The sequence below is a fragment of the Pseudomonas sp. S2_C11 genome (assembly GCF_054668395.1).
Map to the genome: position 1 here is coordinate 1323810 of NZ_CP162765.1, position 26699 is coordinate 1350508.

The window sequence follows — 26699 nt, forward strand, 5'->3', positions numbered from 1 at the left end:
TGGCTTTGAAGCGTTCGAGTATGAGCCTTGCGCGAAGGTTCAGTGCAAATGCCTGGTACAACTTTTGCTGTGTCGTGGTGCGTCGCTCGGTATATGTGCGCTGTTGCCGGGCGTCCCAGCAGAAAAACTCTAATTAATTTACTAGCAGTTCGTGATCGGACATCGATAAATGCGCCAAATCAGTTCATCAACCCCTCCCGTTGCATGACTGGTGAGTCTTGATTTGGTGCATGAAATGCCCGCATGAACCGCTTTGGTGCCTTTCAGCCTTGGGTCTGCCTCCTCATGGAAAATCTGCAAAGCGCTGTGGACACGCTGGTTCACAGCTCCAACACGTTGTTCATTCTGATCGGTGCGGTGATGGTACTGGCGATGCACGCCGGTTTCGCCTTTCTGGAGGTCGGCACGGTCCGGCAGAAGAACCAGGTCAACGCGCTGGCGAAAATCCTCAGCGACTTCGCCGTCTCGACCCTGGCCTATTTCTTTATAGGCTATTGGATCTCCTATGGCGTCACCTTCATGCAACCGGCGGCGGTGCTCACGGCTGACCATGGCTATGGACTGGTGAAGTTTTTCTTTCTGCTGACCTTCGCTGCCGCGATCCCGGCGATCATTTCCGGCGGCATTGCCGAACGCGCGCGGTTTGTCCCGCAGTTGTGCGCGACGGCGCTGATCGTGGCGTTTATCTATCCGTTCTTCGAAGGGCTGATCTGGAACGGCAACTTCGGTTTGCAAAGCTGGCTGGCGGCGCAGTTTGGCGCGGCATTCCATGATTTCGCCGGCTCGGTGGTGGTGCATGCCGTGGGCGGTTGGCTGGCGTTGGCCGCTGTTCTGCTGCTCGGGCCGCGCAATGGTCGCTATCGCGATGGACGCCTGGTCGCGTTCGCGCCGTCGAGCATTCCGTTTCTCGCACTGGGCTCGTGGATCCTGATTGTCGGCTGGTTCGGCTTCAACGTGATGAGCGCGCAGACGCTGCAAGGCGTCAGTGGCCTGGTCGCGGTCAACTCGCTGATGGCCATGGTTGGCGGTACCGTCGCGGCGTTGATCGTTGGGCGCAATGACCCGGGCTTTCTGCACAACGGCCCGCTGGCCGGGCTGGTGGCGATTTGCGCCGGCTCCGACCTGATGCATCCGGTCGGAGCGCTGGTGACCGGCGCGATCGCCGGAGCCTTGTTTGTCTGGTGCTTTACCGCTGCGCAAGTCAAATGGCGCATCGATGATGTCTTGGGTGTCTGGCCGTTGCATGGTTTGTGTGGCGTGTGGGGCGGGATTGCCTGCGGCATCTTCGGTCAGTCTGCGCTGGGTGGCCTGGGCGGCGTCAGCCTGATCAGCCAGTTGATCGGCACTGCGCTTGGCGTCGCGGTGGCGCTGGTCGGCGGCTTCGTCGTCTACGGCGCGATCAAGGCATTGCATGGGCTGCGCCTGAGTCAGGAACAAGAGTATTACGGCGCCGACCTGTCGCTGCACAAGATCGGCGCGGTGAGTCAGGACTAGATTTCCTCATCATTGGCTCCGGGATAGAAACCGTGGAGCAGGCGATAGCGATCGATACGCACTTGATCGACCTTCTCCTGCACTTTGTGCGCGGGCAGGCCAAGCATGATCAGCGCGTGTGAAGCGAGCATCAGGCTTGACTCCAGAAGCTCCGGCACCACCTCGGTGGCGCCGGCAGCTCTGAGTTCCGCCGATTGGCTGTCGTCACGGGTGCGTACCAGAATCGGCACCTGTCGGTTGAGGCGGCGGGCTTCACGCAGAATGCGCAACGCCACATCACTTTGATCCACGGCAATCACCAGCAGCCTGGCGCGCAACAGGCCGACGGCTGTAAGCAGATCGCCACGCGCCGAGTCGCCGTAATGCACGTCGCTTTCCGCGGATGCGGCTTCCTGCACCCGCACCGGATCGTTGTCCAGCGCAACATAGGCTTGCCCCGCATTGCCCATGAAGCGGCCGATGGATTGGCCGACGCGACCGTAGCCGCAGATCACCACGTGCTGGTCGAGGTCGGCGTTGAGCGCGCTGATCTGTTCGATCTGCGCTTCCTGATTGGGCTTGCGGTGCAGCACGGCCGCAATGCGCGGCGCCGCACGCAACAGCAGTGGCGTGAGCAGCATCGAACAGAACGTCGCCGCGAGCAGCAGCGCCCCCGGCTCGGCCGGCAACAGACTGTTCTGCTGCATCTGCGCCATCAAGGCAAAACAGAACTCCCCGCCCTGGGCCAGGGCCAGACCGCTGCGCCACGCGGTTTCGCTGTCACTGCCGCGCCACTTCACCAGCAGCGCGACCACGGTGCCCTTGATCAGCATCAGGCCAAGCGTCAGGCCGATGATCAACAGGCTGTGACTGACGAACAGTTGCAGGTCGATGAGCATGCCGATGCTGACGAAGAACACGCCGAGCAGAATGTCGCGAAAGGGCCGGATGTCAGCTTCGATCTGGTGCCGGTAATGGCTTTCCCCGAGCAACATGCCGGCAAGGAAAGCGCCGAGTGCAGGCGACAGCCCCAGCAAGTGCGTGAGCCAGGCAGTCAGCAGCACGATCACCAGCGCCAGCAGGACGAACAGCTCCGCCGAACGCGAGGCCGCCACTTCATGAAACAGCCGTGGCAATAACCAGCGACTGGCGAGCAGCAGGCCGAAGAACAGCACCAAGGTTTTGCCCAGGGTCAACGGCAAGGCCCAATACCAGGCCTGCTCGCTGGTGCCGGCGAAGACCGGAACCAGTGTCAGCAGCAATACCGCGACAACGTCCTGAAACAGCAACACGCCGACCGCGTTCTGGCCGTGGCTGCTGAACACTTCACCAAGACTGCCCAGCTCCTTGGTCACGATCGCCGTGGATGACAGCGATAATCCGGCACCGAGCAACAGCGCCGGCATCAGCGGCATGCCCAGGCCCATCAACAGGGTGCCGAGCAGCGCTGCGCTGATCAGCACTTGCTGACTGCCGAGGCGAAACACCACCTGGCGCAGCGCAATCATCTTCGACAGGGAGAACTCCAGGCCTAGCGAAAACAGCAGAAACACCACGCCCAGCTCGGCGACATCCGGCAGATGTTCGCTCTCGTTGACCCAGTCGAATGCGTTCGGCCCGACCAGTAATCCCACGCACAGGTAACCCAGTACCGGCGGCAGTCGCAGGCGCCGGAACAGGGCAATCACCACCAGGGATGAGGCGAGGATGATCAACAGATTTGCAAACACGGGACACTCCGCTGTCAGGGCGTTGGCCTCTGAAGCGTAGAGGCAAAAAGTCCGCGAGGATGACGCATTTGCAATTTGCGCTGAATGATTTGCGTCAGGATTTTGCGCCGGGAGCGTTGGGGCCTTTGGGCGCCGCCGGGTCGACGAGGGTTTAGTGGCGTCCTAGAATGGGCTCACTTGTTTTCCGGTAATGCCGTCATGCCTCCTGAATGTCAGCTGTTCGGCACCCTCGGGTGTCACCTGTGTGAAGTCGCCGAAGCCGAGCTGATGCCCTTCGTCGAGCATGGTCTGCTGGTTGAACTGGTGGACATTGCCGAAGACGAATCATGGTTCGAAAAATACAGCTTGCGCATCCCGGTACTGCGGCGCGTTGACACTGGCGCGGAGCTGGATTGGCCGTTCAGTGGCGATGAAATCGCGGCGTTTTTACGATGATGGGGTTTACTACCGTTCTTCCGCTGGTCGCAGCGATACATCCTTGCGTTGGCGCTCGCTGACTTCTTCGGTTACTGTATGTCCATACAGCAATCGAGTCAGAGGGATGAACCGTGGTCAATGTCGAACAGTTGAAGAGCAGCGTTAACCGGATGTCGGTCGACGTGGTGCGCGAGGCCGTCCTCGAATTGCGCCTGGACGGGCTGGTCACGGAAGGCAAGACGCCGTTCAACAAGCTGCATTTCAACACCTGCTTTGCCGAGATCGAAGCCCTGTTCCAGCGCGCCGGTTATCACAAGCAGCTGGATGTGGTCGGTTATCAGGGCCTGCTGTATGCCTTGTACGATCCGGGTCGCTGGGAGGCGGTCGATGTCTTGCGCTGGCTGAAGGAGTTCACCGAAGCGGCGGCACTCAAGTCGATTCCGGCCTGATGAAACTGCGCTAGGTGGCTTTGCCTCACTGTTGGATAATGCCGGCCTGCATTGAGGATTTCTGTTTCGTATGACCAGCCCCGTATTTTCCGCTGCGCACAATCAGGCCAGCACCTTGTATTTGCCGCCCGGTCCCTGGCTGACGGTACTCGATTGCCTGTGCGAGCACTTCAGCGCTATCGGCCGCGAACAGTGGCTCGACCGGATTGCTCGCGGGCGGGTGCTGGATGCGCAGGGCCAGCCGATTGCGCTGGACTTGCCGTACAGGGAAGGTCTGCGCATTCACTACTTTCGCGAAGTGCCGGACGAGAAGCCGATCCCGGTGCTCGAGTCGATTCTCTACGCTGACGAACATCTGGTAGTGGCCGACAAACCTCATTTTCTGCCAGTAACCCCGGCCGGGGAGTATGTCGAACAAACCCTGCTGCGCCGGCTGATCCGTCGGCTGGACAATCCGCATCTGGTGCCGCTGCACCGCATCGACCGGCACACGGCAGGTCTGGTGATCTTCTCGGCCAAGCCGCAAACCCGCTCGGCCTATCAGTCGTTGTTCCCGACGCGGCAGATCGACAAGCGCTATGAAGCGATCGCCCCGGCGCTGCCCGAGCTGAATTTCCCTTTGGTGCACAAGAGCCGTTTGGTCGATGGCGAGCCGTTTTTCCGCATGCAAGAAGGGCCTGGCGCCAGCAATACCGAAACGGCGGTCGAGGTGCGTGAGAAAAATGGTGATCTGTGGCGCTATGGCCTGTATCCCGTGACGGGCAAGAAGCATCAGTTGCGGGTGCACATGACGGCGCTGGGAGCGAGTATTTGCAACGACCCGTTTTATCCGACGGTGTTGAAAGATGTCGAGGACGACTACGCCAACCCGTTGAAGCTGCTTGCGCAAGGCCTGCGCTTCATTGACCCGGTGACCGGGGAATTGCGGGAGTTCGAGAGTCGAATCACCTTGCAGTGGTAATGCTGAAACTGCTTTCCGAGCGCCCATGAAAAAGCCCGCATGACAATGCGGGCTTTTCTGTATCCGGTAACGACGCGGAGCCTTACAGCTCTTTAACGGTACGAACCTGATCCTTGTTGATGCGGGTCTCTTTGCCGTCCAGCTGCTGGAACTCGTAGAAGCCCGAATCATCATCGTATTTCGGGGTGTCGACGGCCTGGATTTCGCGACCGTCATTCAAGGTGATCACTGTCGGCGAGGAGCAACCGGCGAGGGTTGCCAGGCCCAGTGCGAGCATGAAAGTGGCGAGGGTCCGTTGAGTCATGAGTGTGTCTCCGAATGGGAAATCTTCTGGTTACTGAGCTTGAGACGTAAACAAGGCGTGAGAGTTCCTTGGATAGTGTCAGTCTGACACAGTGTTGTGCAGATGTAACAATTCGGGGGTGTTGAGGTTGGCCAGTCGCGGGTCGTTGTCAGGGCATTGCAATGCGACGGCGCCGAGACTGCGCATCACCCTGCCCGGGCTGCGCTCGCCTGCATTCCAGGCTGCTTCGAACGCTGGCAACAGCGCCACCGGAATCACGCACAACAGCGGTTCCCAGTGCTCGCCGTGGCGCAGCATTAAAGGTTTTTCACGTTGCAGATCGGCAGTGGTCAGCATGGCTTCCAGCAACGCCGTGTCGATTCGCGGCACATCGCATGGCAACACCAGCAAATGCGCATGGCGCGCCGCTTTCAGTCCAGCACGAATACCGGCCAGCGGCCCGGGGAAATCGCCTTCATCATCCATTACCAACTGATCGGCAAACCCGGCATAACGCTCGCGATTGCGGTTGCACGAGATGATCAGATCGTCGGTCAGCGGCCGTACCTTGCGCTGGAGATGCGCGATCAACGGCTCGCCCAGCCACTCGATGAGGCCCTTGTCCTGACCGCCCATGCGTTGACCGCGTCCACCGGCCAGAAGCAGGACGGAGCAGGGTGGCAACGGCTTGTTCGAGGGCATGACGACTCTCCAGAGGGGCGGCGGAAAAATGAGCCGCTGTGATATAACACCGGGCTGTTTCCCCTACAACTGGAAGAGCCTATGAAAGCCAAGGCTGATGTACCTTTCGTGCCGCTCAATATTGCGGTGCTGACTGTCAGCGACACCCGAACCCTGGAAACCGATACCTCCGGCCAGGTCTTCGTCGATCGCTTGATCGCGGCCGGTCACGCGCTGGCCGAGCGTGTTTTGCTTAAAGATGATCTCTACAAAATTCGCGCGCAAGTCGCCAATTGGATTGCCGACGATGTGGTCCAGGTTGTGCTGATCACCGGCGGCACTGGCTTTACCGGGCGTGACAGCACACCGGAAGCGGTGGCATGCCTGCTCGACAAACAGGTCGACGGATTCGGCGAACTGTTCCGCCAGATCTCCGTGGCCGATATCGGCACTTCGACCGTGCAGTCCCGGGCCTTGGCTGGTCTGGCCAACGGCACGCTGGTGTGCTGCCTGCCGGGTTCGACCAATGCGGTGCGCACTGGCTGGGATGGCATTCTTGCTGAGCAACTGGACGCCCGTCATCGTCCGTGCAACTTCGTCACCCATCTGAAGCAGGCGGCGCCTTGTGAATCCCGTGGGTAAGCCGGGCAAGACCGGCAGTCTGCTGCCTGTCGAAACGGCGCTCGAGCGTTTGCTGGCCATGGCCGATGCGTCGCGCATTGTCGAGTGCGAGCACTTGCCGCTGGCTCAGGTCGAAGGGCGGGTGCTGGCTGAAGATCTGATCTCGACGCTGGATCTGCCGCCGTGGCCGAACAGCGCCATGGACGGCTACGCCTTGAACCTGGCGGATTGGCAGGGCGAGCCGCTGCCAGTCAGCCAAAAAGTTTTTGCCGGGCAATCTCCGCAGCCGTTGGAACCAGGCAGCTGCGCACGCATCTTTACCGGGGCACCGCTGCCGCCGGGCGCTGACTGTGTCGAGATGCAGGAAAATGCCGAAGTTCAGGCCGACGGCCGAGTGCGCTTTCTTGAGCCTTTGAAGGCCGGGCAGAACATTCGTCCGCAAGGGCAGGAAACCACGGTCGGCGAATTGGTACTGCAAGCTGGAACCCGGCTCGGACCGATTGAGCAAGGCCTGGCTGCTTCGCTTGGCTGTGCCGGGGTTAACGTCGTGCGCAAGCCGCGGGTGGCGGTTCTGTCCACTGGGGACGAGCTGGTTGAACCCGGTCAGGCATTGGGTCCGGGCCAGATCTACAACAGCAATCGCGTACTTCTGTGCAGCTGGTTGCAGCGTCTGGGCTGCGAAGTGATCGATGGCGGAATTCTTCTGGACGATCTGCCCGCGACGCGGGCGCGGCTGGGTGAGCTGCAAAATGTCGATCTGGTCCTCTCTACCGGCGGGGTCTCGGTCGGTGAAGCGGATTTCCTCGGCATTGCCTTGCGTGAAGAAGGCGAGCTGGACCTGTGGAAACTGGCGATCAAGCCCGGAAAACCATTGACGTTCGGTCATTTCCGCAACGTGCCGGTGATTGGCCTGCCCGGCAATCCCGCCTCTACGCTGGTGACGTTCGCCTTGCTGACGCGGCCTTATCTGTTGCGACGCCTGGGTGTGCAAGATGTCGAGCCGCTCAAGTTTGCAGTGCCAGCAGGCTTTGTCTGGCCGGTGGCCGGCAACCGTCGTGAATATCTGCGCGGGCGCTTGGAGCAGGGGCGGGCGATCATTTACCGCAACCAAAGTTCGGGTGTGCTGCGTAGCGCGGCGTGGGCCGACGGATTGGTGGAAGTCCGAGAAGGCCGCACGCTGAGCGAGGGTGATGAAGTGAGCTTCATTCCCCTCAGTGACCTTCTGGGGTAGACCATCTCGCCCATGCACGCGTCGGCTGATACGCACGGCGCGTGCAACGAATGATTCGGTCAGTTGCTGATCAATGTCACCAACTGGTCGAATCGGCTGTTGGCCACCCATCCCAGCAGTCCGAGGATGACAGCGGTGGCACCCGCCGAATACGCCAGACGGTGTTTGATCGTCCGGACATCATTGAGCACTTCGTCCATATCGCGGCGCATGTATTTGAAGTGAGTCTCCAGCTCGCTGACTCGGGGTTCCATATCAAACTCTCCAGGGGTCTTGGCGCTGTTACAGAAGTCTGGTTTCTTGCTGGCACGACTTTCGGCGAGAGCGGCGACCGGGCTCACCGGTGCCTTGGTTTCATGGTTGTGCATGGAAGTTCTCGCCGATCGTATCAACTGCACGCTTGCTGGTTTTGCCATTGCTCGATTCATGGAAATAAATCGGGGGGTATCCGTTCATTACCGGCACATCCTTGTGTTATTGGGTTGAAGGTTGATGCTGCTGGCACACGGTGACCCAATGGTCGGACGGGGTCAATTAAGCCGATTCCTCTTGTTTCGTAAGAAAAAATACCGCTGTGTAGGACGCCAGCAGTTGGACGAAGAATTAATTGCCAGCTCGGTGGCTTTTTTAAGGCGCACAGTGGTCAAGATGTTTCAATCGATTTCAATTCTTGGAGTGACGTTATGAGTGAACGCCGGGCACTGCTGATCTTGCATGGCAAACAGGCACTCAACGAGGATGTCCGCGCTGCCGTCGAAGCCAAGCGTGAGCAAGGCTGGGAGCTGGCTGTGCGAGTGACCTGGGAGGCCGGCGACGCCCAGCGTCTGGTCGAGGAAGCGTTGGCGGCCGGCTACAGCAAAATCATCGCCGGTGGCGGTGATGGCACGTTGCGCGATATTGCCGAGGCGCTGGCTCAGCATCCGCAAAAAGCCAGTCTTGTGTTGCTGCCGCTGGGAACCGCCAACGATTTCTCCCGCGCCGCCGGTATTTCCCTGGAGCCTGCCGAAGCCCTTGAGCTACTGGATGTTCAGCCCTCGGATATCGATCTGGGCGAAGTGGGCGGGCAGATTTTCCTGAACATGGCGACCGGCGGATTCGGCAGCCAGGTGACCGCCAATACTTCGGAAGATCTGAAAAAGGTCTTGGGCGGCGCCGCGTATCTGTTTACCGGCCTGACCCGGTTCAGCGAACTGCATGCCGCTTACGGCGAGTTGCAAGGCCCGGATTTCCATTGGCAGGGTGAGCTGCTGGCGCTGGGTATCGGTAACGGTCGGCAGGCGGGTGGCGGCCATGTGCTGTGCCCCGAGGCACAGGTCGATGATGGTTTGCTGGACATCAGTATCCTGCCGGCACCGCAAGAACTGGTCGGCACGCTGAAGAATCTGCTGAGCGAGGGCTTCGGCCTCGACAACATGTTCGTGCGGGCGCGATTGCCGTGGGTCGAGATCAAGGTCGCCGAAGGGCTGAGCATCAATCTCGACGGCGAGCCGCTGGAAGGCGACAGTCTGCGTTTTGTTGCGAAACCCGCAGCGTTGCAGGTGCACTTGCCAAAGGACTCGCCGCTATTGAGTCAACTGACGCCAGTCAGTCATCAAGACTGATGATCTGCTCGCGCACGGCGAACAGCACCAGGCCCGCCACGTCATAGATCTGCAGGCGCTTCATGATCTGTGCGCGGTGGGTTTCCACGGTCTTGACGCTCAAGCCCAGGCCGTTGGCGATTTCCCGGGTCGATTTGCCGCGCACGATCAGGCGAAGGATTTCCAGCTGGCGCGCGGTCAGATTGTGCGAATCGGCGATGTCCGGCTGGCTTTTCTGGTTGCGGGTCAGTGCCTGATTGATAACGGTGTGAGCGATGGCCGGGCTGAGATAGCGTTCGTTGTTGCGCAGGGCTTCCAGCGCGTGCTCGAGCTCGGTGGCCGTGGTGTCCTTGAGCAGGTAGCCATGGGCACCGGACTCCAGCGCTTGCATGATCAGCGCCGGGTCGGTGTGCATCGACAGAATCAGCACTTTGCTCTGCGGCCGCACACGCTTGAGGCGTTGCAGCGCTTCCAGGCCACCGGTTTCCCGCATCGAGATGTCCAGCAATACGATGTCGGGGCTCAGTTGCTCGACCATTTCGAGCAATTGCGAACCATCACTGGCTTCGCCGATTACCGCGTAACCGGGAATATCCAGAACCAGAGCACGCACGCCGGCTCTGATCAGCGAGTGGTCATCCACCAGAAGTAAGTTACAAGTCAACGCATAACCTTATTCGTACTGGCCCGTTCGAGCGCTCGCGGCGCCCACGGGAAAAGTGCTTCGATTCGAGTGCCTTTGCCCGGCTCGCTGATAACGCTCAATGTGCCGCCCAACTGTTCGATGCGCTCGGCCATTCCGGCCATGCCGCGTTGACCTTCTCTGGCCGGGTCGGCCGCCGGGGCAAAACCCAGGCCGTCATCACTGATCAATAGCGTCAGACCTTGCGGCAATCGCTGTACCCGAATCAACAGGTTTTTTGCCTGTGCGTGCCGGAGGATGTTGGTCACGGCTTCCTGGGCAATGCGAAACGCGGCGACGGCCATTTCCTCGGGGATGCCGTTGAGCCGCTGCTGGCAATCGAGACTCCAGTTGACCGGCGTGTTGGCCAGTGTCTTGAGCAAGTGCGCACGCAGGCTGGCTTCGAGGCCCAGACTGGTCAATTGACGTGGATTGAGAATCGCCGAGACGTCACGCACCTTGGTCAGGGTTTCATCCAGTGTGTCGCAGAGCACCTTGCATTGTTCCTGCAGATCCTCCGGCAGGCGGCGTTTGAGCCAGTCACTTTGCAGCTTGGCGGCAGTGAGCAACTGGCCGATATCGTCGTGCAATTCACGGCTGAGGCGATGACGCTCGTTTTCCTGGACTTGCAGAAGTCGATCAGCCAGCTCTTGTGGTTGAAACTTGATCGATTTGCGTGACAAGCGATATTGCACCCAGACGCACGCGGTGGCGGCGATGTCGAGCGCCAGCAATCCCAAAGGAAGGCGTGCGGAAACAACATACGCCAGCAGACTGCCCAAGGTCGCCAGAACACACAGAACAAGTGTGAAGCGCCGGGCGTTTTCCCGAGAAGGTGGCCATGTAATGAGTGACTTGAGACTGGCGTACATAACGGATGGAGCCAATGGATGTTCGCTGCGGGCAGACCGACCGGTGACTGGCGGATCTCTGTGTGGAAATACTGTCATTTATGTTATTGATTCAAACCGCATTCATTAAGCGATCATTGACCGGCAATAACATCGAAAAGGTAACACTGAAGTCAGTATGCCATTAACCGGCAGGCAACTAACCGGCGGCATAATACCACTTAACATACCGTTGGTCGCGGTTGCTATATATGTCTATTCAGTCAGGAAATATCGGATCGTGGACGCAAGTTCCATATTGGAAAAAGCTGGAGTTGTTGTATTTGGGCCACTTCGATTTGCCTGGAAGTGTCGCTGGTTGCACACAGGGAAAACCCTGATGGCGGCACCTGGAAATTAACCGTTGGTCGGGCTGATTATTTGCCCCGGATTGTCGCTTTCAGGCACGAAGTATTCATTTACGACAATATCGCGACTTCCGGCTCAAGCCTGGCGCGCGGTAAAGGATGAAGAGAGCAAACGTTTGCTCACCATCTTGGGCTCGAACGAGGTTTGGCCCATTTGTGCCGCGAAGGCCTCGAGCAGATCAGTCTGTTCGCTTTTATCCAGGGTCAGCTGCCCGGTCCTGGGATCGACCAGCTCGAGCTGCCACGCCATCAAGGTCAGGCAGTCACGTAACGCATCGAGGGCCTGCTCGTGCAGATCTACGTGATCCTGCTGCAAATTGAGCAGGCTGTAGATGTGCAGGGAAAACTCGGAGATCGCTTCCAGCGCCAGTGCTTCGGCCCGGCCGGCCAGCTTCAGCAGAGTGCCGAGCATGCAGTCGATGGCATCCTTGTCATTGCTGATCAGTTGCAGATGGCTCAGGCATTCTTCGGACTTGGCGAGAAGCGTTTCGGCCTCGACCAGAAATTCGGGGAAGCGTTGCGCCCAGTCTTTACGGTCGATTGGCATGTTCATCTCCACCACGTCGTGTTGGTTGACGGATGGCCGTGTGTGGCGACGATCGTGAATCGTCGGCAGATCGCGCCCGGCGGTGCAGGTGCACGGACCGAGGGGTTCCAGAGGGTGGGTTGCCACTGAATTGCGATCGCACACAATAGCCTGACTCCGTTCATGCAATGAGAATGGCGTCACAGTAATGGCTATTGGAAATGGCGAATATCAGGTTGGGCCTGATTGATCCTAGGGGAATCCCTTAGGCGCGGGAACCTAACGTGCAAACCGAGGTCGCGCCGCAATGAATCTAGCAGATGAAATCACGATTGCCAGTAAAGCATGATGTCAGTGTGACATCAATGGCCGTTTATGGCATTTTTAGCGGCGCGCTTTACAGCAATCAAGATTAGCTGAATGCAGCCGATAAACCCCCATAGTGAATTCATCAGAACAAGCCCAGGAGTCATTGATGGCCGGCATTCTCGACACGGTAGACCAACGCACGCAACTGGTGGGTGAGAATCGCCTGGAAATCCTCATGTTTCGCCTGGCCGGACGCCAGCTGTTCGCGATCAACGTGTTCAAGGTTCAGGAAGTGCTGCAACTGCCCAAGCTGACCCTGATGCCGCAGCGTCATCCCTTCGTCTGCGGCGTGGTCAATCTGCGTGGGCAGACATTGCCGGTGATCGACCTGTCGCAGGCAATCGGTATGCGCCCACTGGTGCCGGGCCCGAACAGCACGATCATCGTCACCGAATACAACCGTTCGGTGCAGGCCTTCCTCGTCGGCGGTGTCGACCGCATCGTCAACATGAACTGGGAAGCCATTCTGCCGCCGCCGACCAGTGCCGGCCGCCAGCATTATCTGACCGCGATCAGCAAGGTCGACGATCAACTGGTGGAGATCATCGACGTCGAGAAAGTCCTCGCTGAAATCGTCCCGTACAACGCCAAGGTCTCGCGCGAGAAACTCGACGATCCGGTACTCGAGCGCGCCCGTGGCCGCGAAGTCTTGCTGGTGGACGATTCCAACGTAGCGCTTTCGCAATTGCGCGATACCCTCGGCCAGCTCGGGGTGAAAATGCACATTGCCAGCGACGGTCTGAAAGCCTTGAACATGCTCAAGGCCTGGGCCGATACCGGCGTGCATATGACCGATAAACTGCTGATGATCTTCACCGATGCGGAAATGCCGGAAATGGACGGCTATCGCCTGACCACGGAGATCCGCAACGACCCTCGCCTGCGTGGCCTGTACGTCGTGCTGCACACCTCGCTGTCCGGCAGTTTCAACGACTCGATGGTGAAGAAGGTCGGTTGCGACAACTTCCTTTCCAAATTCCAGCCGGACAAATTGGTTGATGTGGTGCGCCAGCGTCTGATGCTCGACGCCGTGCCGGCCTGAAACACGCACATCTTGCTTCCTGTGGGAGCGAGCCTGCTCGCGAAAGCGCAGGGTCGGACACATTGATGGTGAATGTGCCGGCCTCTTCGCGAGCAGGCTCGCTCCCACAGAAGTGTATTTACATTAATGACGGCTTTGATTCGGTATTGAAGCTCGTATAGGGTGGCGTTTTTCCTCCAAGGAAGCTGGCCATGCTGCGTCTGAGCGCGCTTTATCGTTACCCGTTGAAATCCGGCAAGGGCGAAATCCTGCAAAGCATTGAGCTGGACAAGCTCGGGCTGGCGGGCGACCGACGCTGGATGCTGGTGGACGAGGCCAGCGGGCGCTTTCTGACCCAGCGTGCCGAAGCGAAGATGAGTCAGTTGTCGGCGTTATGGAATGCCGGCGGCGGTCTGACTCTGAGCGCTCCCGAGCAGGGTTCTATCGAAGTCGCGCTGCCCGCGGCCGACGCCGAGCTGCGCGGTGTGACGATCTGGCGTGACACCCTGCGTGTGCCGGACGCCGGTGATCAAGCCGCGCGTTTTGTCAGTGACTTCCTCGGCAAGCCGACACGTCTGGTGCAAATGCCACTTGAGCGGGCGCGCACCACGCAGTCGGGTTTCGGCAAGGACGACGATCAAGTGGCGTTCGCCGACGGTTATCCATTGCTGCTGATCGGCGAAGCCTCGCGGCTGGCACTCTCGGAAACGGTAGGGCGAGAGCTGGAGATGCTGCGCTTCCGTCCGAATCTGGTCATCGAAGGCAGCGCGCCTTACGCCGAGGACAACTGGAAACGTATTCGCATCGGCGATATCGAATTCCGCGTGGTCAAGCCGTGCGCGCGTTGCATCATGACCACTGTCGACCCGCAAACCGGTGAGCGTAGCGCCGATCGCGAGCCGTTCGCGACGTTACAGAAACATCGCTCAACCGCCGATGGCGCGATGTTCGGGCAGAATCTGGTCAACGACGGCAACGGCCGCCTGGAAGTCGGCATGCCGGTGGAAATCCTCGAATAGGTTGTCGCTGAAACGAAAAATGCCCGGGTCTTTTGGACGCGGGCATTTTTTTGCGCAGTGAAACCGGCGGGATCAGCCGCGGTATTCGCACAGGTAAGCGGTATCAACGGCGACTTTCAGTTGGAACTTGCTGTTGGCCGGGACGTTGAACTGGCTGCCGGCGGCGAAGGTTTCCCAGTCGCTGCTGTCTGGCAGTTTTACGGTCAGCGCGCCGGAAACCACATGCATGATCTCGCGCTGGCTGGTGCCGAATTCGTATTCGCCCGGGGCCATGACGCCAATGGTCGCCGGACCTTCAGCGGTGCCAAAGGCGATCGACTTGACGGTGCCGTCGAAGTACTCGTTGACTTTAAACATGGGCGGATTCCTCGAAAAGGGCTTAGAAGGGGGCGGCCAGTATGCACAAGGCTTTTCGCGCCGTCACGCGTCTAAAGCGGCAGGACCAGCGGCAATAACCGTGCAGTATTGCGGGCATCTTCCAGCGCGCGATGTTGTTGGCCGTTGAACTGCATGCCCGCTAGCTGCAACGCGGCGTTGAGCCCCAGCGGTCGTTCCAGGCGGCGGGCCTTGGCGAAGCGCTGTTTGAGGTTCATGTGCGGGACTTTGCTCAGGCCGCTGTCGATGTTCAGGCGCTGCCACTCCTGGAGCAACTGCTGGCGATCGTAGCCGCCCCAACTGGCCCAGCCTTCAAGGCGAGCCTGATGCTGTGCCAGCCAACGCTCAAAGGCTGGCCAGACCTCGCTCAGCGGTTGTGCCGAATCGATGTTGGCCTGAGTGATGTGTGTCAGCTCCCGACAGAATGACGTCAGCAATGGCCGGCGGGTCGGTTTGACGAAGCGCTGGAAGTGATCCTGCTCGCGCCCGGCGCGGTCGACCAGGGTCGCACCGATCTCGATTATTTCCATCTCCGTGACCGGCCAGCCACCCTCGTCTGTGGTGGCTTCCAGATCTATGACCAGCCAATGGGGCATCGCAGGGTTCCTGATTTCCGCGTTCTGATTTATCAGAGCGTAGTCAAACCCCGCGCTTGTGCCCGGGCGACTACTCGACCTGCAACAGAACCTGACGATTTTTTACCTGATCGCCGACCTTCACTTGCACCCGTTTGAGCACGCCATCGATGCCGGCCTTCAACGGATGCTCCATTTTCATTGCCTCCAGTACCACCAGCAATTGACCCTTGCTGACGGTACTGCCTTCGCTGACCAGCACGTCGACAATGGCACCGTCCATCGGCGCTTTGAGGGTGCCGGAAGCGACGCTGGTCTGACTGTCGATCGGCGCATGAGTTCGATCCTCCAGGCGCAGGCTGCCTGGATGGGTGAACAGCCACAGGTGCCGATCGTGCAGACGGTAGGCATGACGCTGGCGCAGGCCGTCGATTTCCATGGTTACCGATTGCGCGGTGTGCTTGATGATTTTCAACTCCAGCGTGCGTTCGCCCAGCTGCACGACACATTCGCCGGATTTGCGCGCCAGCACCGACAGCGTCCAGTCCTGCTCGTCACTGCCGAGTCGATAGTGCAACGGCACGCTCGCGTTGTTGCGCCAGCCGTTCAGCGGGGCGCGATGGGGCAGGGCGCTGGCCTGATAGAACAACACCACAGCAATCGCCAGTTGCTCCGTCGTCGGCACATAAGTGTTGAGGCTGGCATGGCTGGAAAAATGGTGCTGGATGAAGGCGGTGCTGAAATCGCCGCTGATGAACTGCGGATGTTGCAGCAGGCCCTCGAGCAAACGTTGATTGCTTTGCACACCGAGCAGCACGGTGTCCTGCACCGCACGCAGCAGCTTGCGCCGCGCCTCTTCGCGGGTTGCACCGTGGGCGATCAGTTTGCCCAGCATCGGGTCGTAGAACGGGCTGACCGACTGGCCTTCAAGCAGACCGTGATCGATCCGTGCACCGTGGCCCGACGCCGGTTGCCATGCGGCAATTCGGCCGGTTTGCGGGAGAAAATCCGCAGCGGGATCTTCAGCGTAGAGGCGCACTTCCATGGCGTGACCGTCGAGACGGATCTGCTCCTGCGTCAGCGGCAGCGGCTGACCCTCGGCAACCAGCAACTGCCACGCGACCAGATCGAGGCCGGTGATCAATTCCGTCACTGGATGTTCGACCTGCAGACGGGTGTTCATTTCCAGAAAGTAGAATTGCCCGCGCGCGTCGAGCAGGAACTCCACGGTGCCGGCGCCGACGTAATCCACCGCGCGCCCGGCCTTGAGTGCTGCTTCGCCCATGGCCTGGCGCAGCTCGGCGGTCATCACCGGGCACGGCGCTTCTTCGATGACTTTCTGATGGCGGCGCTGGATCGAGCAATCGCGTTCGCCGAGATAGACCAGATGCCCGTGCTGGTCGCCGAACAGTTGCACTTCGACGTGGCGCGGGTCGATCAAGGCCTGCTCGAGAATCAACTCGTCGCTACCGAAACCGTTCATTGCTTCGGACCGCGCGGTACGCAGTTGCGCCGCCAGTTCGCTGGCCTCGTGCACCAGACGCATGCCGCGTCCGCCGCCACCGGCGCTGGCCTTGATCATCAGCGGATAACCGATCCGCGCGGCTTCGGCCAATAGGGTCGCGTCGTCCTGCGCTGCGCCTTGATAGCCGGCAATGCATGGAACCCCGGCCTCAAGCATGGCAATTTTCGACAGGCGTTTGCTGCCCATCAGTTCGATGGCTTTGACGCTGGGGCCGATGAAAATCAGCCCGGCTTCGGCGCAGGCGCGGGCGAAATCGGCGTTTTCCGAGAGGAAGCCGTAGCCGGGGTGAATTGCATCGGCGCCGCTGCGTCGGGCGGCGTCGATGATCGCCGCAATGTTGAGGTACGACTGCTGCACCGGCGCCGGGCCGATGTGCACGGCCTGATCGGCCATTTGCACGTGTAGCGCATCGGCGTCGGCGTCACTGAACACGGCGACGGTGCGATAGCCCAGCGCCTGGGCCGTGCGCTGGATGCGGCAGGCGATTTCACCGCGGTTGGCGATCAGGATTTTGTGGAGGGTAGGCATGGTGGGGTTCCTGAAATGATAGCGGTGAATGGGATGGCCTCTTCGCGAGCAGGCTCGCTCCCACATTTGGAACGCATTTCAACCGCGAATTCGGGCGCTCCTGAGTTTTGGGCGGCGAAGGTGCGGGCCTCTTCGCGAGCAGGCTCGCTCCCACATTTGGAGCGCATTTCAACTGCGAACTCGGGGGCTCCTGAGTTTTGGGCGGCGAAGGTGCGGGCCTCTTCGCGAGCAGGCTCGCTCCCACATTTGGAATGCATTTCGACCTGTGGGAGCGAGCCTGCTCGCGAAGCTTTTAGCTGACCCACCGAGGGTTACGTTTCTGCATAAATGCCATGGTCCCCTCGATTCCCTCGTCTCCAGTCACCGCCGCGCTGAACCACTGCGCCGCCTCATCGAGCAATTCACTCGAAGGCTGTCCGGCACTCGCCAGCAACAATTTTTTCGTCATCGCATTCGCTTCCGGTGCGCAGCGCAGCACCTGTTGCAACACCTCATCCAGTCTCTCGGCCAACGCTTGCGCATCCTGTTCAACGAAATGCACCAGCCCCAATCGCTGCGCCTCAGGGCCATCGAAACGCGCCGCCGTCAGCGCGAGTCGGCGGGTTTCGGTCAGGCCTATCCGTTGCACCACAAACGGTGCGATTTGCGCTGGGATCAGGCCGAGGCTGGTTTCCGGCAAGCCGAACTGCGCCTTGTGATCGCTAATCGCAATATCGCTGACGCAAGCCAGGCCGAAGCCGCCGCCGAGCACGGCGCCTTGCAGCACAGTGATCAGCACTTGCGGCGTGTGTTGGGCTTGTTCCAGCAACGCACCGAACACCCGGTTCAGCTCGCGGTAAGCGTCCGCGCCCTGAGCCCGGGCATTGGCCATGTCCTTGATGTCGCCACCGGCGCAGAAGTGCCCGCCGGCACCGCTGAGCACCAAGGCCCGCACTGAGCGGTCATCACGCACCGCCGCCAGCACCGCGCGCAGTTCGGCGACCATTTGCAGGCTCATCGCGTTGCGGCTGTCCGGGCGGTTGAGGGTGATGTGCAGTACGCCACCATGCAGTTCCAGCAACAGCGCCTGGCAATCGGGCAGGTTGCTCATTTCTTTTTCCCCGGCAGGATGCCCATCAGTTTGCAGATGATCCCCAGCATGATTTCGTCGGCGCCGCCGCCAATCGAGACCAGGCGCACATCGCGATAGGCGCGGGCCACCGGGTTGTCCCACATGAAGCCCATGCCGCCCCAATATTGCAGGCAGCTGTCGCTGACTTCACGGCCGAGGCGTCCGGCCTTGAGCTTGGCCATCGATGCCAGGCGCGTGACGTCCTGGCCTTTGATGTATTGCTCGGTGGCCTGATAGACCAGGGCGCGCAGGCATTCGATTTCGGTCTGCAATTCGGCGAGGCGGAAGTGGATCACCTGGTTATCGATCAGCGCGTTGCCGAAGGTCTTGCGCTCCTTGCAGTACTCGATGGTGCTGTCGATGCAATATTCCAGGCCCTTGATCATGTTCGCCGCGCCGAACAGGCGTTCTTCCTGGAACTGCAGCATCTGCATCATGAACCCGGCGCCTTCATGGCCGATGCGATTGCGCTGCGGCACGCGCACGTTGTCGAAGAACACCTGCGCGGTTTCCGAGCTGCGCATGCCGAGCTTGTCCAGGTGCGAACTGAGGCTGATTCCCGGGGTGTTCATCGGCACCATGATCAGCGACTTGTTGATGTGCGGCTTGTCGTCCGAGGTGTTGGCCAGCAGGCAGATGAAGTCGGCGCTCGGCGAGTTGGTGATCCACATCTTGCTGCCGTTGATCACGTAGTCATCGCCGTCCTTGCGTGCCGTGGTTTTCAGCCCGGCGACATCGGAGCCGGCGCCGACTTCGGAAACGCCGATGCAACCGACCTGTTCGCCAGTGATGGCCGGCCGGAGGAACTCTTCGCGCAGTTCATCGGAGCCGAAGCGGGCGAGGGCGGGTGTGCACATATCGGTCTGCACGCCGATCGACATCGGAATCCCGCCGCAATGAATGGTGCCGAACTCTTCAGCGGCGACGATCGAATAGCTGTAATCAAGGCCCATGCCGCCGAATTTTTCCGGCTTGGAAATGCCCAGCAGGCCCAGCTCACCGGCCTTGCGGAAAATTTCGTGGATGGGAAAGCGTCCGGCCTTTTCCCACTCTTCGACGTGCGGGTTGATCTCGTGGGTGACGAACTGGCGAACGGTGCGGCGCAGGGCTTCGTGTTCCGGGGTGAAGATCATTGTTGTTGTTCTCCGTAGGATCCGTGGCGGTCAGAAGCGGCTGACGCCGAAGCTGTTGGGTTGCAGCGTGCGCATGTCGGCTTCGTGGCAAATATCCAGCAAGTAACCGAGCAGGGTGCGGGTGTCGCGCGGGTCGATCAGGCCGTCGTCCCACAGGTTGGCGCTGCCGTACAGTGCGGTGGACTGGCTGTCGAGTTTCTGCGCTGTCATCTGTTCGAGCATGTCGAGCATTTTCGGATCAGGCTCGATGCCGTCCTTGAGCTGTTTGGCCTCAGTGACGATGCGCAGAACCTTGCCGGCCTGAGCGCCGCCCATCACCGCTGTGCGGCTGTTGGGCCAGGCGAAAATGAAACGCGGATCGAGCCCGCGTCCGCACATGGCGTAGTTGCCGGCGCCGTAGGAACCGCCGACGACAATGGTCAGTTTAGGCACTCGTGCGTTGGCGACCGCTTGAATCAGTTTCGAGCCGTGCTTGATCACCCCTTGCTGTTCCGATTCGGTGCCGACCATGAACCCCGTGGTGTTGTGGAAAAACAGCAGCGGCGTCTGGCTCTGGTCGCACAACTGGATGAACTGCGCCGCCTTGCTCGCACCTTGCGGGGTGATCGGGCCGTTGTTGCCGATGAAGCCGCAGGCGCGGCCCTGGATTTTCAGTTGGCCGCAAAGGGTTTGCTGATCGAACTCGCCTTTGAACTCGAGAAAGTCCGATTCATCGGCAATCCGCGCGATGATTTCGCGCACGTCGTAGGGCTTTTTTGCATCGTCCGGGATCAGCCCGAGCAGTTCGTCGACGGGGTAGTGCGGTTCTTTGAATTGCGGCTCCGGCAGCCACGGCAACTGCTCGTTCCATGGCAGCATGCGCATGATGTCGCGGACCTGGCGTATGCCGTCAGCGTCGTTTTCAGCGAGATATTCGGCAGTGCCGGCGACTTGCGCGTGCATTTCGGCGCCTCCGAGTTCTTCATCGGTGGCCACTTCGCCGGTCGCCGCTTTGAGCAACGGTGGGCCAGCGAGAAACAGCTTGGCCTTGCCGCGCACCACCACCACGTAATCCGACAACCCCGGTTGATAGGCGCCGCCGGCCGTGGCCGAGCCGTGCACCACGGTGATCTGCGGCAAACCCATCGCTGACATGCGCGCCTGATTGGCGAAACTGCGCGCACCTTCGACAAAAATCTCCGCCGCGTAGTTGAGATTGGCACCGCCGCTTTCGGCGAGGGTGATCATCGGCAGTTTGTTTTCCCGAGCGATCTGTTGCAGGCGCAGGGATTTTTTCAGGCCGCTCGGCGAGATCGTGCCACCCTTGATCGCGCTGTTGTTGGCGACCACCATCGCGCGGATGCCGCAGACATAACCGATGCCGGCAATCAGCCCGCCACCGGCCGAACTGCCGTCCTTGTCGTCATGCAACTTGTAGCCGGCGAGGCTGGCCAGTTCGAGGAACGGCGCGCCGGGGTCGAGCAAAAGGTTCAAGCGCTCGCGGGGCAACAGTTGCCCACGTTTGCTGAATTTTTCTTTGGCTTCGGCGGCCTTGTTCAGCAGGTTCTGTTCGAGCTGCTGCACCTGCTCGATGGCGGCGAGCATGGCCGCGCGGTTGCGCGCGAACGCTTCGCTGTGCGGATCGAGTTGCGACTGAATCTGCGCCATGGCTTATTCCTTGTCCTTGAGCGCGTCGGGACGCAACACTTCTGGTAAAAACGCGCGGTGGAAACCATTGAATGATTCGCTGTGGCTGGCCTTGTGCAGCGGCCAGGCGCGACTGCCGAGGCTGGCGGCGCCGTCGATTTTCACTGTGGTGCCGCTGATGAATGCCGCCGCCGGGCTGAGCAGAAACACGATCGCCCCACTGACTTCCGATTCGGTGCCGATACGCTTGAGCGGCACATGCTCGCGCAGGGTCGGAATTACCGCTTTGAATGCGCCTTCGTAAGTGTCCATGCCGCTGGACGCAATCCAGCCCGGCGCCACCGCGTTGACCCGGACCCCGGCGTAACCCCACTCGAACGCGGCGGTCTTGGTGAAATTGTCCATGCCCGAACGCGCTGCCCCCGAGTGGCCCATGCCGGGCATGCCGCCCCACATGTCAGCGAGCATGTTGACGATGCTGCCGCCATGTTTGCTCATCGACTGGTTGAACACTTCGCGGGCCATCAGAAAGCCGCCGACCAGATTGGTCCGCAGCACCGTTTCAAAGCCCTTCTGATTGATCGAAGCCAAGGGCGACGGGTATTGGCCGCCGGCGTTGTTGACCAGGCCGTGGATCGGCCCGTGTTCGGCGATCAGCTCTTTGACCAGTTGCTTGACCGCTTCTTCATCGCGGATATCGCAGGCCTTCCAGTGCGCGCGGCCACCGTCCTCGGTGATTTCGGCGGCGACTTTTTCGAGCTTTTCCGGCTTGCGCCCGACCAGCAGCACATTGGCGCCGAGGGCCGCCAGTTCATGGGCGGTGCAGCGACCGATGCCGCTGCCGCCACCGGTGACAATCAGGTTCTGGCCGCTGAACAGATCGGCGCGGAAAATCGACGCGTAAGCCATGCACACCATCCTCTAGTCGAGCTGTTCGGCGATGCTCTGCGGCACCGGGATCTGGATTTCCAATAGTTGCTGGGCGAAGGCTTTGCCTTGCGGGTCGATGCGCAGACTGGCGACACCGCCACCGCCGAGGGCGTTTTCCAAAAGAAAGTTGAGGCTGTGGGTGCCGGGCAGATACCAGCGTTCGACACGCCCGAGAAGCGGATCGAGTACGTGCCGCATCCAGTCGACCACCACCGAGGTGGTCAGCGCTTCGGCGATCCACGGCAGGTAATCGGGATGGCGCGGCATCACGCCGATATTGCTGTGGTTGCCCTTGTCACCGGAGCGCGCCACCGCCAGTTTCACCAGCGGCACACTGGCATCGGCGCGGCCCTGGGGTCTGGGTGGCTGATGGGCGATCGGCAAATTTGCACTGTCCAGAGCCACCGGGTCGGGCAGGGCGCACGGATGACGTTCGCCTGCGATGTCGACTTGCAGGGTGCAGGCGCTTTTATCGATGAGGAAAGAGAACAGACGGATGAGGGGGTATACGGTCGGACGACCGCCGACGATGCCGGTCAAGCCCGGCGCCATGCCGGTCGCGGCCTGGGCGATCTCTCTGGAAAACAGTACCAGCGCGCGTTTGTCAGGATGGCGCACGGCGATTTTGATCACCACTTCACGGCTGTCGCGGCGCTGGCCGTGGGGGCCGTAGGTGGCTTCGCTGCCGAGCAGTTCGACATGGGTTTCGCTGTACGGCGCCCAGCCGCGCAGGCTGAACATCTCGGCGGTCTTGTCGATGATTGCCTGACTGACCCGCCGTGCCTTGTCCACTGCGTCGATGCCGGCCATCAGGCAACTGGCGGTGCAGCGAAAACCGTCCGGGTACGTGGCGCTGACCTTGTATTTATCGGTAGGCGGCAGGCCTTTGGCACCGTGCACGTGCACGACGTTTTTGCCTTGTTGCTGGAGTTTGACCTGGCTGAAATCGCAGATCACGTCGGGTAACAGATAGGCCTGCGGATCGCCGATTTCGTAGAGCATCTGCTCGCCGACCGTCAATGGCGTGACGAGTCCGCCGGAGCCTTCGGGTTTGCTCACGAGGAACTGGCCATCGGCGCTGACCTCGACGATCGGAAAACCGATGTGCTCGTAATCCGGCACCTCGCGCCAGTCGGTGAAATTACCGCCGGTGCACTGCGCGCCGCATTCGATGATGTGCCCGGCCAGTGCGGCCTGGGCGAGTTTGTCGTAGTCATGCCACGACCAGCCGAATTCGTGAACCAACGCCGCACTGACCACGGCGCTGTCGACCACCCGGCCGGTGATGACAATGTCGGCACCCAGGCGCAGCGCTTCGACTATCCCCGGCGCGCCGAGGTAGGCGTTGGTCGACACGCACATGCGCGGCAATGGGGCGCCGCTGAACATTTCGCTGATGTCGGCAGGGTTTTTGAGTTGTCCTTGCAGGTCATCGCCGAGCAACACGGCAATCTTCAGCTGGACCCCGGCCTGGTCGCAGGCCGCTTGCAGGGCCGCCGCGCAAGCCTGCGGATTGACCCCGCCGGCATTGCTGATCACGCGGATGTTCTGTTCGGACAGCTGCGTCAGCAGCGGCGCCAGCACTTCAACGAAGTCACCCGCGAACCCGGCCTGCGGGTCTTTAAGACGCGCACCAGCCATGAGCGACATGGTGATCTCGGCCAGATAATCGAACACCAGATAATCCAGGTTTCCGCTGGAGACAAGCTGGGCGGCAGCAGTGGAAGTGTCGCCCCAAAAAGCACTGGCGCAGCCGATTCGCACGGTGGTTGGCATTTTTATCTCCGACTCAGGGACCTGCGACAGAAGTGTCTGGAGGCTACCAAGCAAGCGCTTGGTTTGTAAACAGGCGAAACATTCTTCTGCCCAAGCGCTTGCTTGGTGCCCGCGCGCGGCTTAAATTGCGCGCAACCCTGCGGTTACAGGGGGCAACACACTGATCGACTGTAGGAGAGAACGGGTGGACGAGCAAAAAGCCCTGCGGGTCATGCGCGAACTGGTCGACCAAGGCCAGTTGACCGACCCGGACAGCGCCCGTGGCAAATTGCTGCAAGTGGCGGCTCACCTGTTTCGCAACAAAGGCTATGAGCGCACCACAGTGCGTGATCTGGCCAGTGCTGTGGGCATTCAGTCGGGAAGCATTTTTCATCACTTCAAAAGCAAGGATGAAATTCTCCGCGCGGTGATGGAGGAAACCATCCGCTACAACACCGCGTTGATGCGCGCAGCCTTGGCCGAGGCGAGCGATGTGCGCGAAAGGGTGCTGGCACTGATTCGTTGCGAGTTGCAGTCGATCATGGGCGGCAGTGGCGAGGCGATGGCCGTGCTCGTGTACGAATGGCGCTCATTGTCCGAGGACGGTCAGGCTAAAGTCCTCGCTTTGCGTGATGTTTATGAAGACATCTGGTTGCAGGTTCTGGGCGAGGCCAAGGACGCCGGCTTTATTCGCGGCGACGTTTTTATTACCCGACGTTTCCTTACCGGCGCACTGTCCTGGACCACCACCTGGTTCCGTGCCGGCGGCAGTTTGAGCCTCGATCAACTCGCCGATGAAGCGTTGATTCTGGTCCTCGAAGCGCGTTGAACGGTTGTCGGACCGGCCGGGAAACTGGCTAAGTCGGCGAAACCGCCTAGCTTGAATGCATTGATCGCTATTTTTTTCGGGGAGTGGGGTGTTTTGAAGTCTTCGCCAATTCGGACAGCCGCCGGGCTGCTGCTCGCTGCGCTGGCTGCGTTATGGGTATTGCCCGCTCAGTCAGCGCAATTGGTCCGGGTCGGCGCCGCGCATTTCCCGCCTTATACGATTCGCCCGGAAAACGGCGCCGACACCGGCCTGTTGCCGCAATTGGTCGAAGCGCTGAACCGCTCGCAGAGCGACTATCAATTTGTCCTGGTGCCGACGTCGATCCCGCGCCGCTTCGGTGATTTCAAGCAAGGCCGCATCGATATGGCGATCTTCGAGAACCCCGAGTGGGGCTGGAAGGACATTCCCCACGACGACGTCGACATGGGCCTGGAAGACGCCGAGATTTTTGTCGCGCAACGCGAAGACGGCCGCCAGCAAAACTACTTCTCGAGCCTGTCGGGCAAACGTCTGGCACTGTTCAGCGGTTATCACTACGAATTCGCCGACTTCAACGCCGACCCGAAATATCTCGCGAAAAACTACAACGCGACGCTGACCTATTCCCACGACAGCAACCTGCTGATGGTCCTGCGCGGGCGCGCCGACATTGCCCTGGTCACCCGTTCCTATCTGTTCGATTACCTGCTGCGCAACGAGAAGGTCCGCGATGAGCTGTTGGCGTCGCAGCGTACCGATCAGATCTATCACCATTACGCGATTCTGCGGCCAAGCGCTCCTATCACCGGCGAAGCCTTCGGTAACCTGCTGCAGCATTTGCGCGACAACGGCGAATTGCTGAGGATTTTCGAGCCGTACAGGATTGCCGTGATGCCGGCGCCTCATCACTGAAGCGCTAATTGCCTCTCGCGCTTAAATTTCCCCTCCCGGCTCACGTCACTTCGTTGAACTGTCGACGATTACGTGAGCCCGACCCATGTCCAATCTGAATGACCTGACTGCCTTGGCGTTGCCCTCGGGCAGTCGATTGATCGCTGATGCTACCGAGAGCCGGCTGAGCCTGAGCCTGGACGGGCAACCGCTGATTCGGCTGCGCCTGGACCGCGAGGCCAATGGCCCGATCCAGCTTGATGAGCGTTTTGCCCTGCCGCCCGGCCAAGCCTTGTGGGCGGCCTGTTATTGGCTGTTCGCCCGTGACCCGGCGTGTCAGCAGTTGATCTGGCAACTCGATCAGCCACCGACCGAAGCCTTGCGCAGTGGTTTGCTGATCAATACCGAAGTCGCCGGCGAGTATCGCTGCGAGCGCACGCTGTTCTGGCAACTGCCGCAGCCGTGGCTGGGCACTTCACTGACCGGCAGCTATCCGCAGCAAATGGTCATCAGCCAGGGCAAGCGCCATCCGCTGCGACCGGTGAAGCCGCGCGGTGAAGTCTATCGGCGTTTCGATGCGCGGCTCGGCGCATGGATTTCCTTGCGAACGCTGGAAATCGAAGAAGATCTGTCGCGCTTCAATCGCTGGCAGAACAGCCCGCGCGTGGCGAGTTTCTGGCAGGAGGAGGGCAGCCTTGAGCAGCATCGCGAATACCTCGGCAAGCTCGAGGCCGATCCGCACACGCTGACGCTGATTGGTTGTTTCGATGACCAGCCTTTCGCTTACTTCGAAGCCTACTGGGCCAAGGAAGATCGCATCGCGCCGTTCTACGATGCCGGCGATTACGACCGTGGCATTCACATGCTGGTCGGCGAGGAAAGTCATCGCGGCCCGCATAAAGTGGCGAGCTGGTTATCGGCGCTGGTGCATTACCTGTTTCTCGATGATCCACGCACCCAGCGCGTGGTCGCCGAGCCACGTGCCGACAACGCGAAGATGATCGGACATATGCACAACCAATGTTTTCACTGCGAGAAGGAATTCGATTTTCCGCACAAGCGCGCGGCGCTGATGATTCTGGGGCGGGAGCGGTTTTTTGATCGGTGCCGGTTGGCCTGATGTGTTCGGCCTCGGAATTTC

Annotated in this window: 27 protein-coding genes; 12 read left to right on the forward strand and 15 right to left on the reverse strand. The window is 60.4% G+C overall.

The window, feature by feature from the left end; all coding sequences use genetic code 11:
- Nucleotides 1-285 precede the first annotated feature (285 nt).
- A complete protein-coding gene (locus AB4N48_RS06160; protein ID WP_150637780.1) occupies nucleotides 286-1494 on the forward strand; it encodes an ammonium transporter in 1209 nt (402 codons plus the stop codon).
- Here the strand turns inward: AB4N48_RS06160 and AB4N48_RS06165 are convergent.
- Nucleotides 1491-3203 carry a cation:proton antiporter gene (locus AB4N48_RS06165; RefSeq protein WP_236168505.1) on the reverse strand — a complete coding sequence of 571 codons (1713 nt, stop codon included), beginning with the start codon at nucleotides 3201-3203 and terminating at the stop codon, nucleotides 1491-1493. The genes AB4N48_RS06160 and AB4N48_RS06165 overlap by 4 nt on opposite strands.
- A 198-nt stretch (nucleotides 3204-3401) precedes the next feature.
- Between AB4N48_RS06165 and AB4N48_RS06170 the strand changes: the two genes are divergently transcribed.
- The 3 genes from AB4N48_RS06170 to AB4N48_RS06180 all read left to right on the forward strand — a co-directional run bounded on the left by AB4N48_RS06170 (nucleotide 3402) and on the right by AB4N48_RS06180 (nucleotide 5030).
- On the forward strand, nucleotides 3402-3638 hold the full coding sequence (locus AB4N48_RS06170; protein ID WP_016770838.1) for a glutaredoxin family protein: 237 nt from the start codon (nucleotides 3402-3404) through the stop codon (nucleotides 3636-3638).
- Nucleotides 3639-3751: 113 nt separating this feature from the next.
- The gene (locus AB4N48_RS06175) at nucleotides 3752-4069 is read left to right on the forward strand and encodes a hypothetical protein (protein WP_016770837.1); all 318 of its coding nucleotides are present in this window, start codon (nucleotides 3752-3754) and stop codon (nucleotides 4067-4069) included.
- Between the two features lie 70 nt (nucleotides 4070-4139).
- Entirely contained in the window at nucleotides 4140-5030 is an 891-nt protein-coding gene (locus AB4N48_RS06180; RefSeq protein ID WP_460094956.1) for a pseudouridine synthase, read from the forward strand.
- Between the two features lie 82 nt (nucleotides 5031-5112).
- Here the strand turns inward: AB4N48_RS06180 and AB4N48_RS06185 are convergent, their stop codons facing one another.
- Both AB4N48_RS06185 and mobA read right to left on the reverse strand, forming a co-directional pair.
- The gene (locus tag AB4N48_RS06185) at nucleotides 5113-5334 is read right to left on the reverse strand and encodes a YgdI/YgdR family lipoprotein (protein WP_016770600.1); all 222 of its coding nucleotides are present in this window, start codon (nucleotides 5332-5334) and stop codon (nucleotides 5113-5115) included.
- 78 nt (nucleotides 5335-5412) lie between these two features.
- A complete protein-coding gene (gene mobA / locus AB4N48_RS06190; protein WP_056788518.1) occupies nucleotides 5413-6015 on the reverse strand; it encodes a molybdenum cofactor guanylyltransferase MobA in 603 nt (200 codons plus the stop codon).
- Between the two features lie 81 nt (nucleotides 6016-6096).
- Here mobA and moaB point away from each other — a divergent pair, with 81 nt between their 5' ends.
- Together moaB and AB4N48_RS06200 are read left to right on the forward strand one after the other, a co-directional pair.
- Entirely contained in the window at nucleotides 6097-6636 is a 540-nt protein-coding gene (moaB, locus tag AB4N48_RS06195) for a molybdenum cofactor biosynthesis protein B (RefSeq protein WP_016770598.1), read from the forward strand.
- Nucleotides 6620-7846 carry a molybdopterin molybdotransferase MoeA gene (locus AB4N48_RS06200; RefSeq protein ID WP_460094957.1) on the forward strand — a complete coding sequence of 409 codons (1227 nt, stop codon included), beginning with the start codon at nucleotides 6620-6622 and terminating at the stop codon, nucleotides 7844-7846. The genes moaB and AB4N48_RS06200 overlap by 17 nt, the downstream gene beginning before the upstream one ends.
- A 59-nt stretch (nucleotides 7847-7905) precedes the next feature.
- On the opposite strand, the gene AB4N48_RS06205 is transcribed toward AB4N48_RS06200, so the two are convergent.
- Nucleotides 7906-8214 (reverse strand): hypothetical protein, encoded by a 309-nt coding sequence (locus tag AB4N48_RS06205; RefSeq protein ID WP_172834003.1) that lies wholly within the window; start codon nucleotides 8212-8214, stop codon nucleotides 7906-7908.
- Between the two features lie 315 nt (nucleotides 8215-8529).
- Here AB4N48_RS06205 and yegS point away from each other — a divergent pair, with 315 nt between their 5' ends.
- Nucleotides 8530-9447, forward strand: coding sequence for a lipid kinase YegS (yegS, locus tag AB4N48_RS06210; protein WP_041478444.1), 918 nt, complete (start codon nucleotides 8530-8532; stop codon nucleotides 9445-9447).
- On the opposite strand, the gene AB4N48_RS06215 is transcribed toward yegS, so the two are convergent.
- The 3 genes from AB4N48_RS06215 to AB4N48_RS06225 form a co-directional block, all read right to left on the reverse strand.
- Nucleotides 9431-10090 (reverse strand): response regulator, encoded by a 660-nt coding sequence (locus AB4N48_RS06215; protein WP_041478445.1) that lies wholly within the window; start codon nucleotides 10088-10090, stop codon nucleotides 9431-9433. The two genes, yegS and AB4N48_RS06215, sit on opposite strands and share 17 nt — an antisense overlap.
- Nucleotides 10087-10980 carry a sensor histidine kinase gene (locus tag AB4N48_RS06220; protein ID WP_024013690.1) on the reverse strand — a complete coding sequence of 298 codons (894 nt, stop codon included), beginning with the start codon at nucleotides 10978-10980 and terminating at the stop codon, nucleotides 10087-10089. The genes AB4N48_RS06215 and AB4N48_RS06220 overlap by 4 nt, the downstream gene beginning before the upstream one ends.
- Before the next feature lie 462 nt (nucleotides 10981-11442).
- A complete protein-coding gene (locus AB4N48_RS06225; RefSeq protein ID WP_056788632.1) occupies nucleotides 11443-11913 on the reverse strand; it encodes a hypothetical protein in 471 nt (156 codons plus the stop codon).
- Nucleotides 11914-12367: 454 nt separating this feature from the next.
- Here AB4N48_RS06225 and AB4N48_RS06230 point away from each other — a divergent pair, with 454 nt between their 5' ends.
- Entirely contained in the window at nucleotides 12368-13303 is a 936-nt protein-coding gene (locus AB4N48_RS06230; RefSeq protein ID WP_016770829.1) for a chemotaxis protein CheV, read from the forward strand.
- Nucleotides 13304-13494: 191 nt separating this feature from the next.
- Nucleotides 13495-14301 carry an MOSC domain-containing protein gene (locus AB4N48_RS06235; protein WP_122700118.1) on the forward strand — a complete coding sequence of 269 codons (807 nt, stop codon included), beginning with the start codon at nucleotides 13495-13497 and terminating at the stop codon, nucleotides 14299-14301.
- A gap of 72 nt (nucleotides 14302-14373) precedes the next feature.
- Here AB4N48_RS06235 and ppnP read toward each other — a convergent pair whose 3' ends face one another.
- The 8 genes from ppnP to AB4N48_RS06275 all read right to left on the reverse strand — a co-directional run bounded on the left by ppnP (nucleotide 14374) and on the right by AB4N48_RS06275 (nucleotide 23880).
- Nucleotides 14374-14658, reverse strand: a complete 285-nt coding sequence (gene ppnP, locus AB4N48_RS06240) for a pyrimidine/purine nucleoside phosphorylase (protein ID WP_007940055.1) — start codon at nucleotides 14656-14658, stop codon at nucleotides 14374-14376.
- Nucleotides 14659-14729: 71 nt separating this feature from the next.
- The gene (locus AB4N48_RS06245; RefSeq protein ID WP_041478448.1) at nucleotides 14730-15272 is read right to left on the reverse strand and encodes a 3'-5' exonuclease; all 543 of its coding nucleotides are present in this window, start codon (nucleotides 15270-15272) and stop codon (nucleotides 14730-14732) included.
- Between the two features lie 70 nt (nucleotides 15273-15342).
- Complete coding sequence (locus AB4N48_RS06250; protein WP_310217436.1) at nucleotides 15343-17304, reverse strand: acetyl/propionyl/methylcrotonyl-CoA carboxylase subunit alpha; 1962 nt, start codon at nucleotides 17302-17304, stop codon at nucleotides 15343-15345.
- A 292-nt stretch (nucleotides 17305-17596) separates the two neighbouring features.
- Nucleotides 17597-18394 (reverse strand): enoyl-CoA hydratase/isomerase family protein, encoded by a 798-nt coding sequence (locus AB4N48_RS06255; RefSeq protein WP_460094958.1) that lies wholly within the window; start codon nucleotides 18392-18394, stop codon nucleotides 17597-17599.
- Nucleotides 18391-19548: a citronellyl-CoA dehydrogenase gene (gene atuD / locus AB4N48_RS06260; protein ID WP_056788533.1), complete on the reverse strand. Its 1158-nt coding sequence runs from the start codon at nucleotides 19546-19548 to the stop codon at nucleotides 18391-18393. The genes AB4N48_RS06255 and atuD overlap by 4 nt, the downstream gene beginning before the upstream one ends.
- Before the next feature lie 30 nt (nucleotides 19549-19578).
- Entirely contained in the window at nucleotides 19579-21195 is a 1617-nt protein-coding gene (atuC, locus tag AB4N48_RS06265; protein ID WP_460094960.1) for a geranyl-CoA carboxylase subunit beta, read from the reverse strand.
- Nucleotides 21196-21198: 3 nt separating this feature from the next.
- On the reverse strand, nucleotides 21199-22083 hold the full coding sequence (locus AB4N48_RS06270; RefSeq protein WP_460094962.1) for an SDR family oxidoreductase: 885 nt from the start codon (nucleotides 22081-22083) through the stop codon (nucleotides 21199-21201).
- A gap of 12 nt (nucleotides 22084-22095) precedes the next feature.
- A complete protein-coding gene (locus AB4N48_RS06275) occupies nucleotides 22096-23880 on the reverse strand; it encodes an acyclic terpene utilization AtuA family protein (protein WP_460094963.1) in 1785 nt (594 codons plus the stop codon).
- 184 nt (nucleotides 23881-24064) lie between these two features.
- Between AB4N48_RS06275 and AB4N48_RS06280 the strand changes: the two genes are divergently transcribed.
- The 3 genes from AB4N48_RS06280 to AB4N48_RS06290 all read left to right on the forward strand — a co-directional run bounded on the left by AB4N48_RS06280 (nucleotide 24065) and on the right by AB4N48_RS06290 (nucleotide 26678).
- Nucleotides 24065-24688 (forward strand): TetR/AcrR family transcriptional regulator, encoded by a 624-nt coding sequence (locus tag AB4N48_RS06280; protein WP_041478455.1) that lies wholly within the window; start codon nucleotides 24065-24067, stop codon nucleotides 24686-24688.
- A gap of 93 nt (nucleotides 24689-24781) precedes the next feature.
- Nucleotides 24782-25579, forward strand: a complete 798-nt coding sequence (locus AB4N48_RS06285) for a substrate-binding periplasmic protein (RefSeq protein WP_460094964.1) — start codon at nucleotides 24782-24784, stop codon at nucleotides 25577-25579.
- A gap of 85 nt (nucleotides 25580-25664) precedes the next feature.
- Nucleotides 25665-26678, forward strand: coding sequence for a GNAT family N-acetyltransferase (locus tag AB4N48_RS06290; RefSeq protein WP_460094966.1), 1014 nt, complete (start codon nucleotides 25665-25667; stop codon nucleotides 26676-26678).
- Nucleotides 26679-26699: the final 21 nt, after the last annotated feature.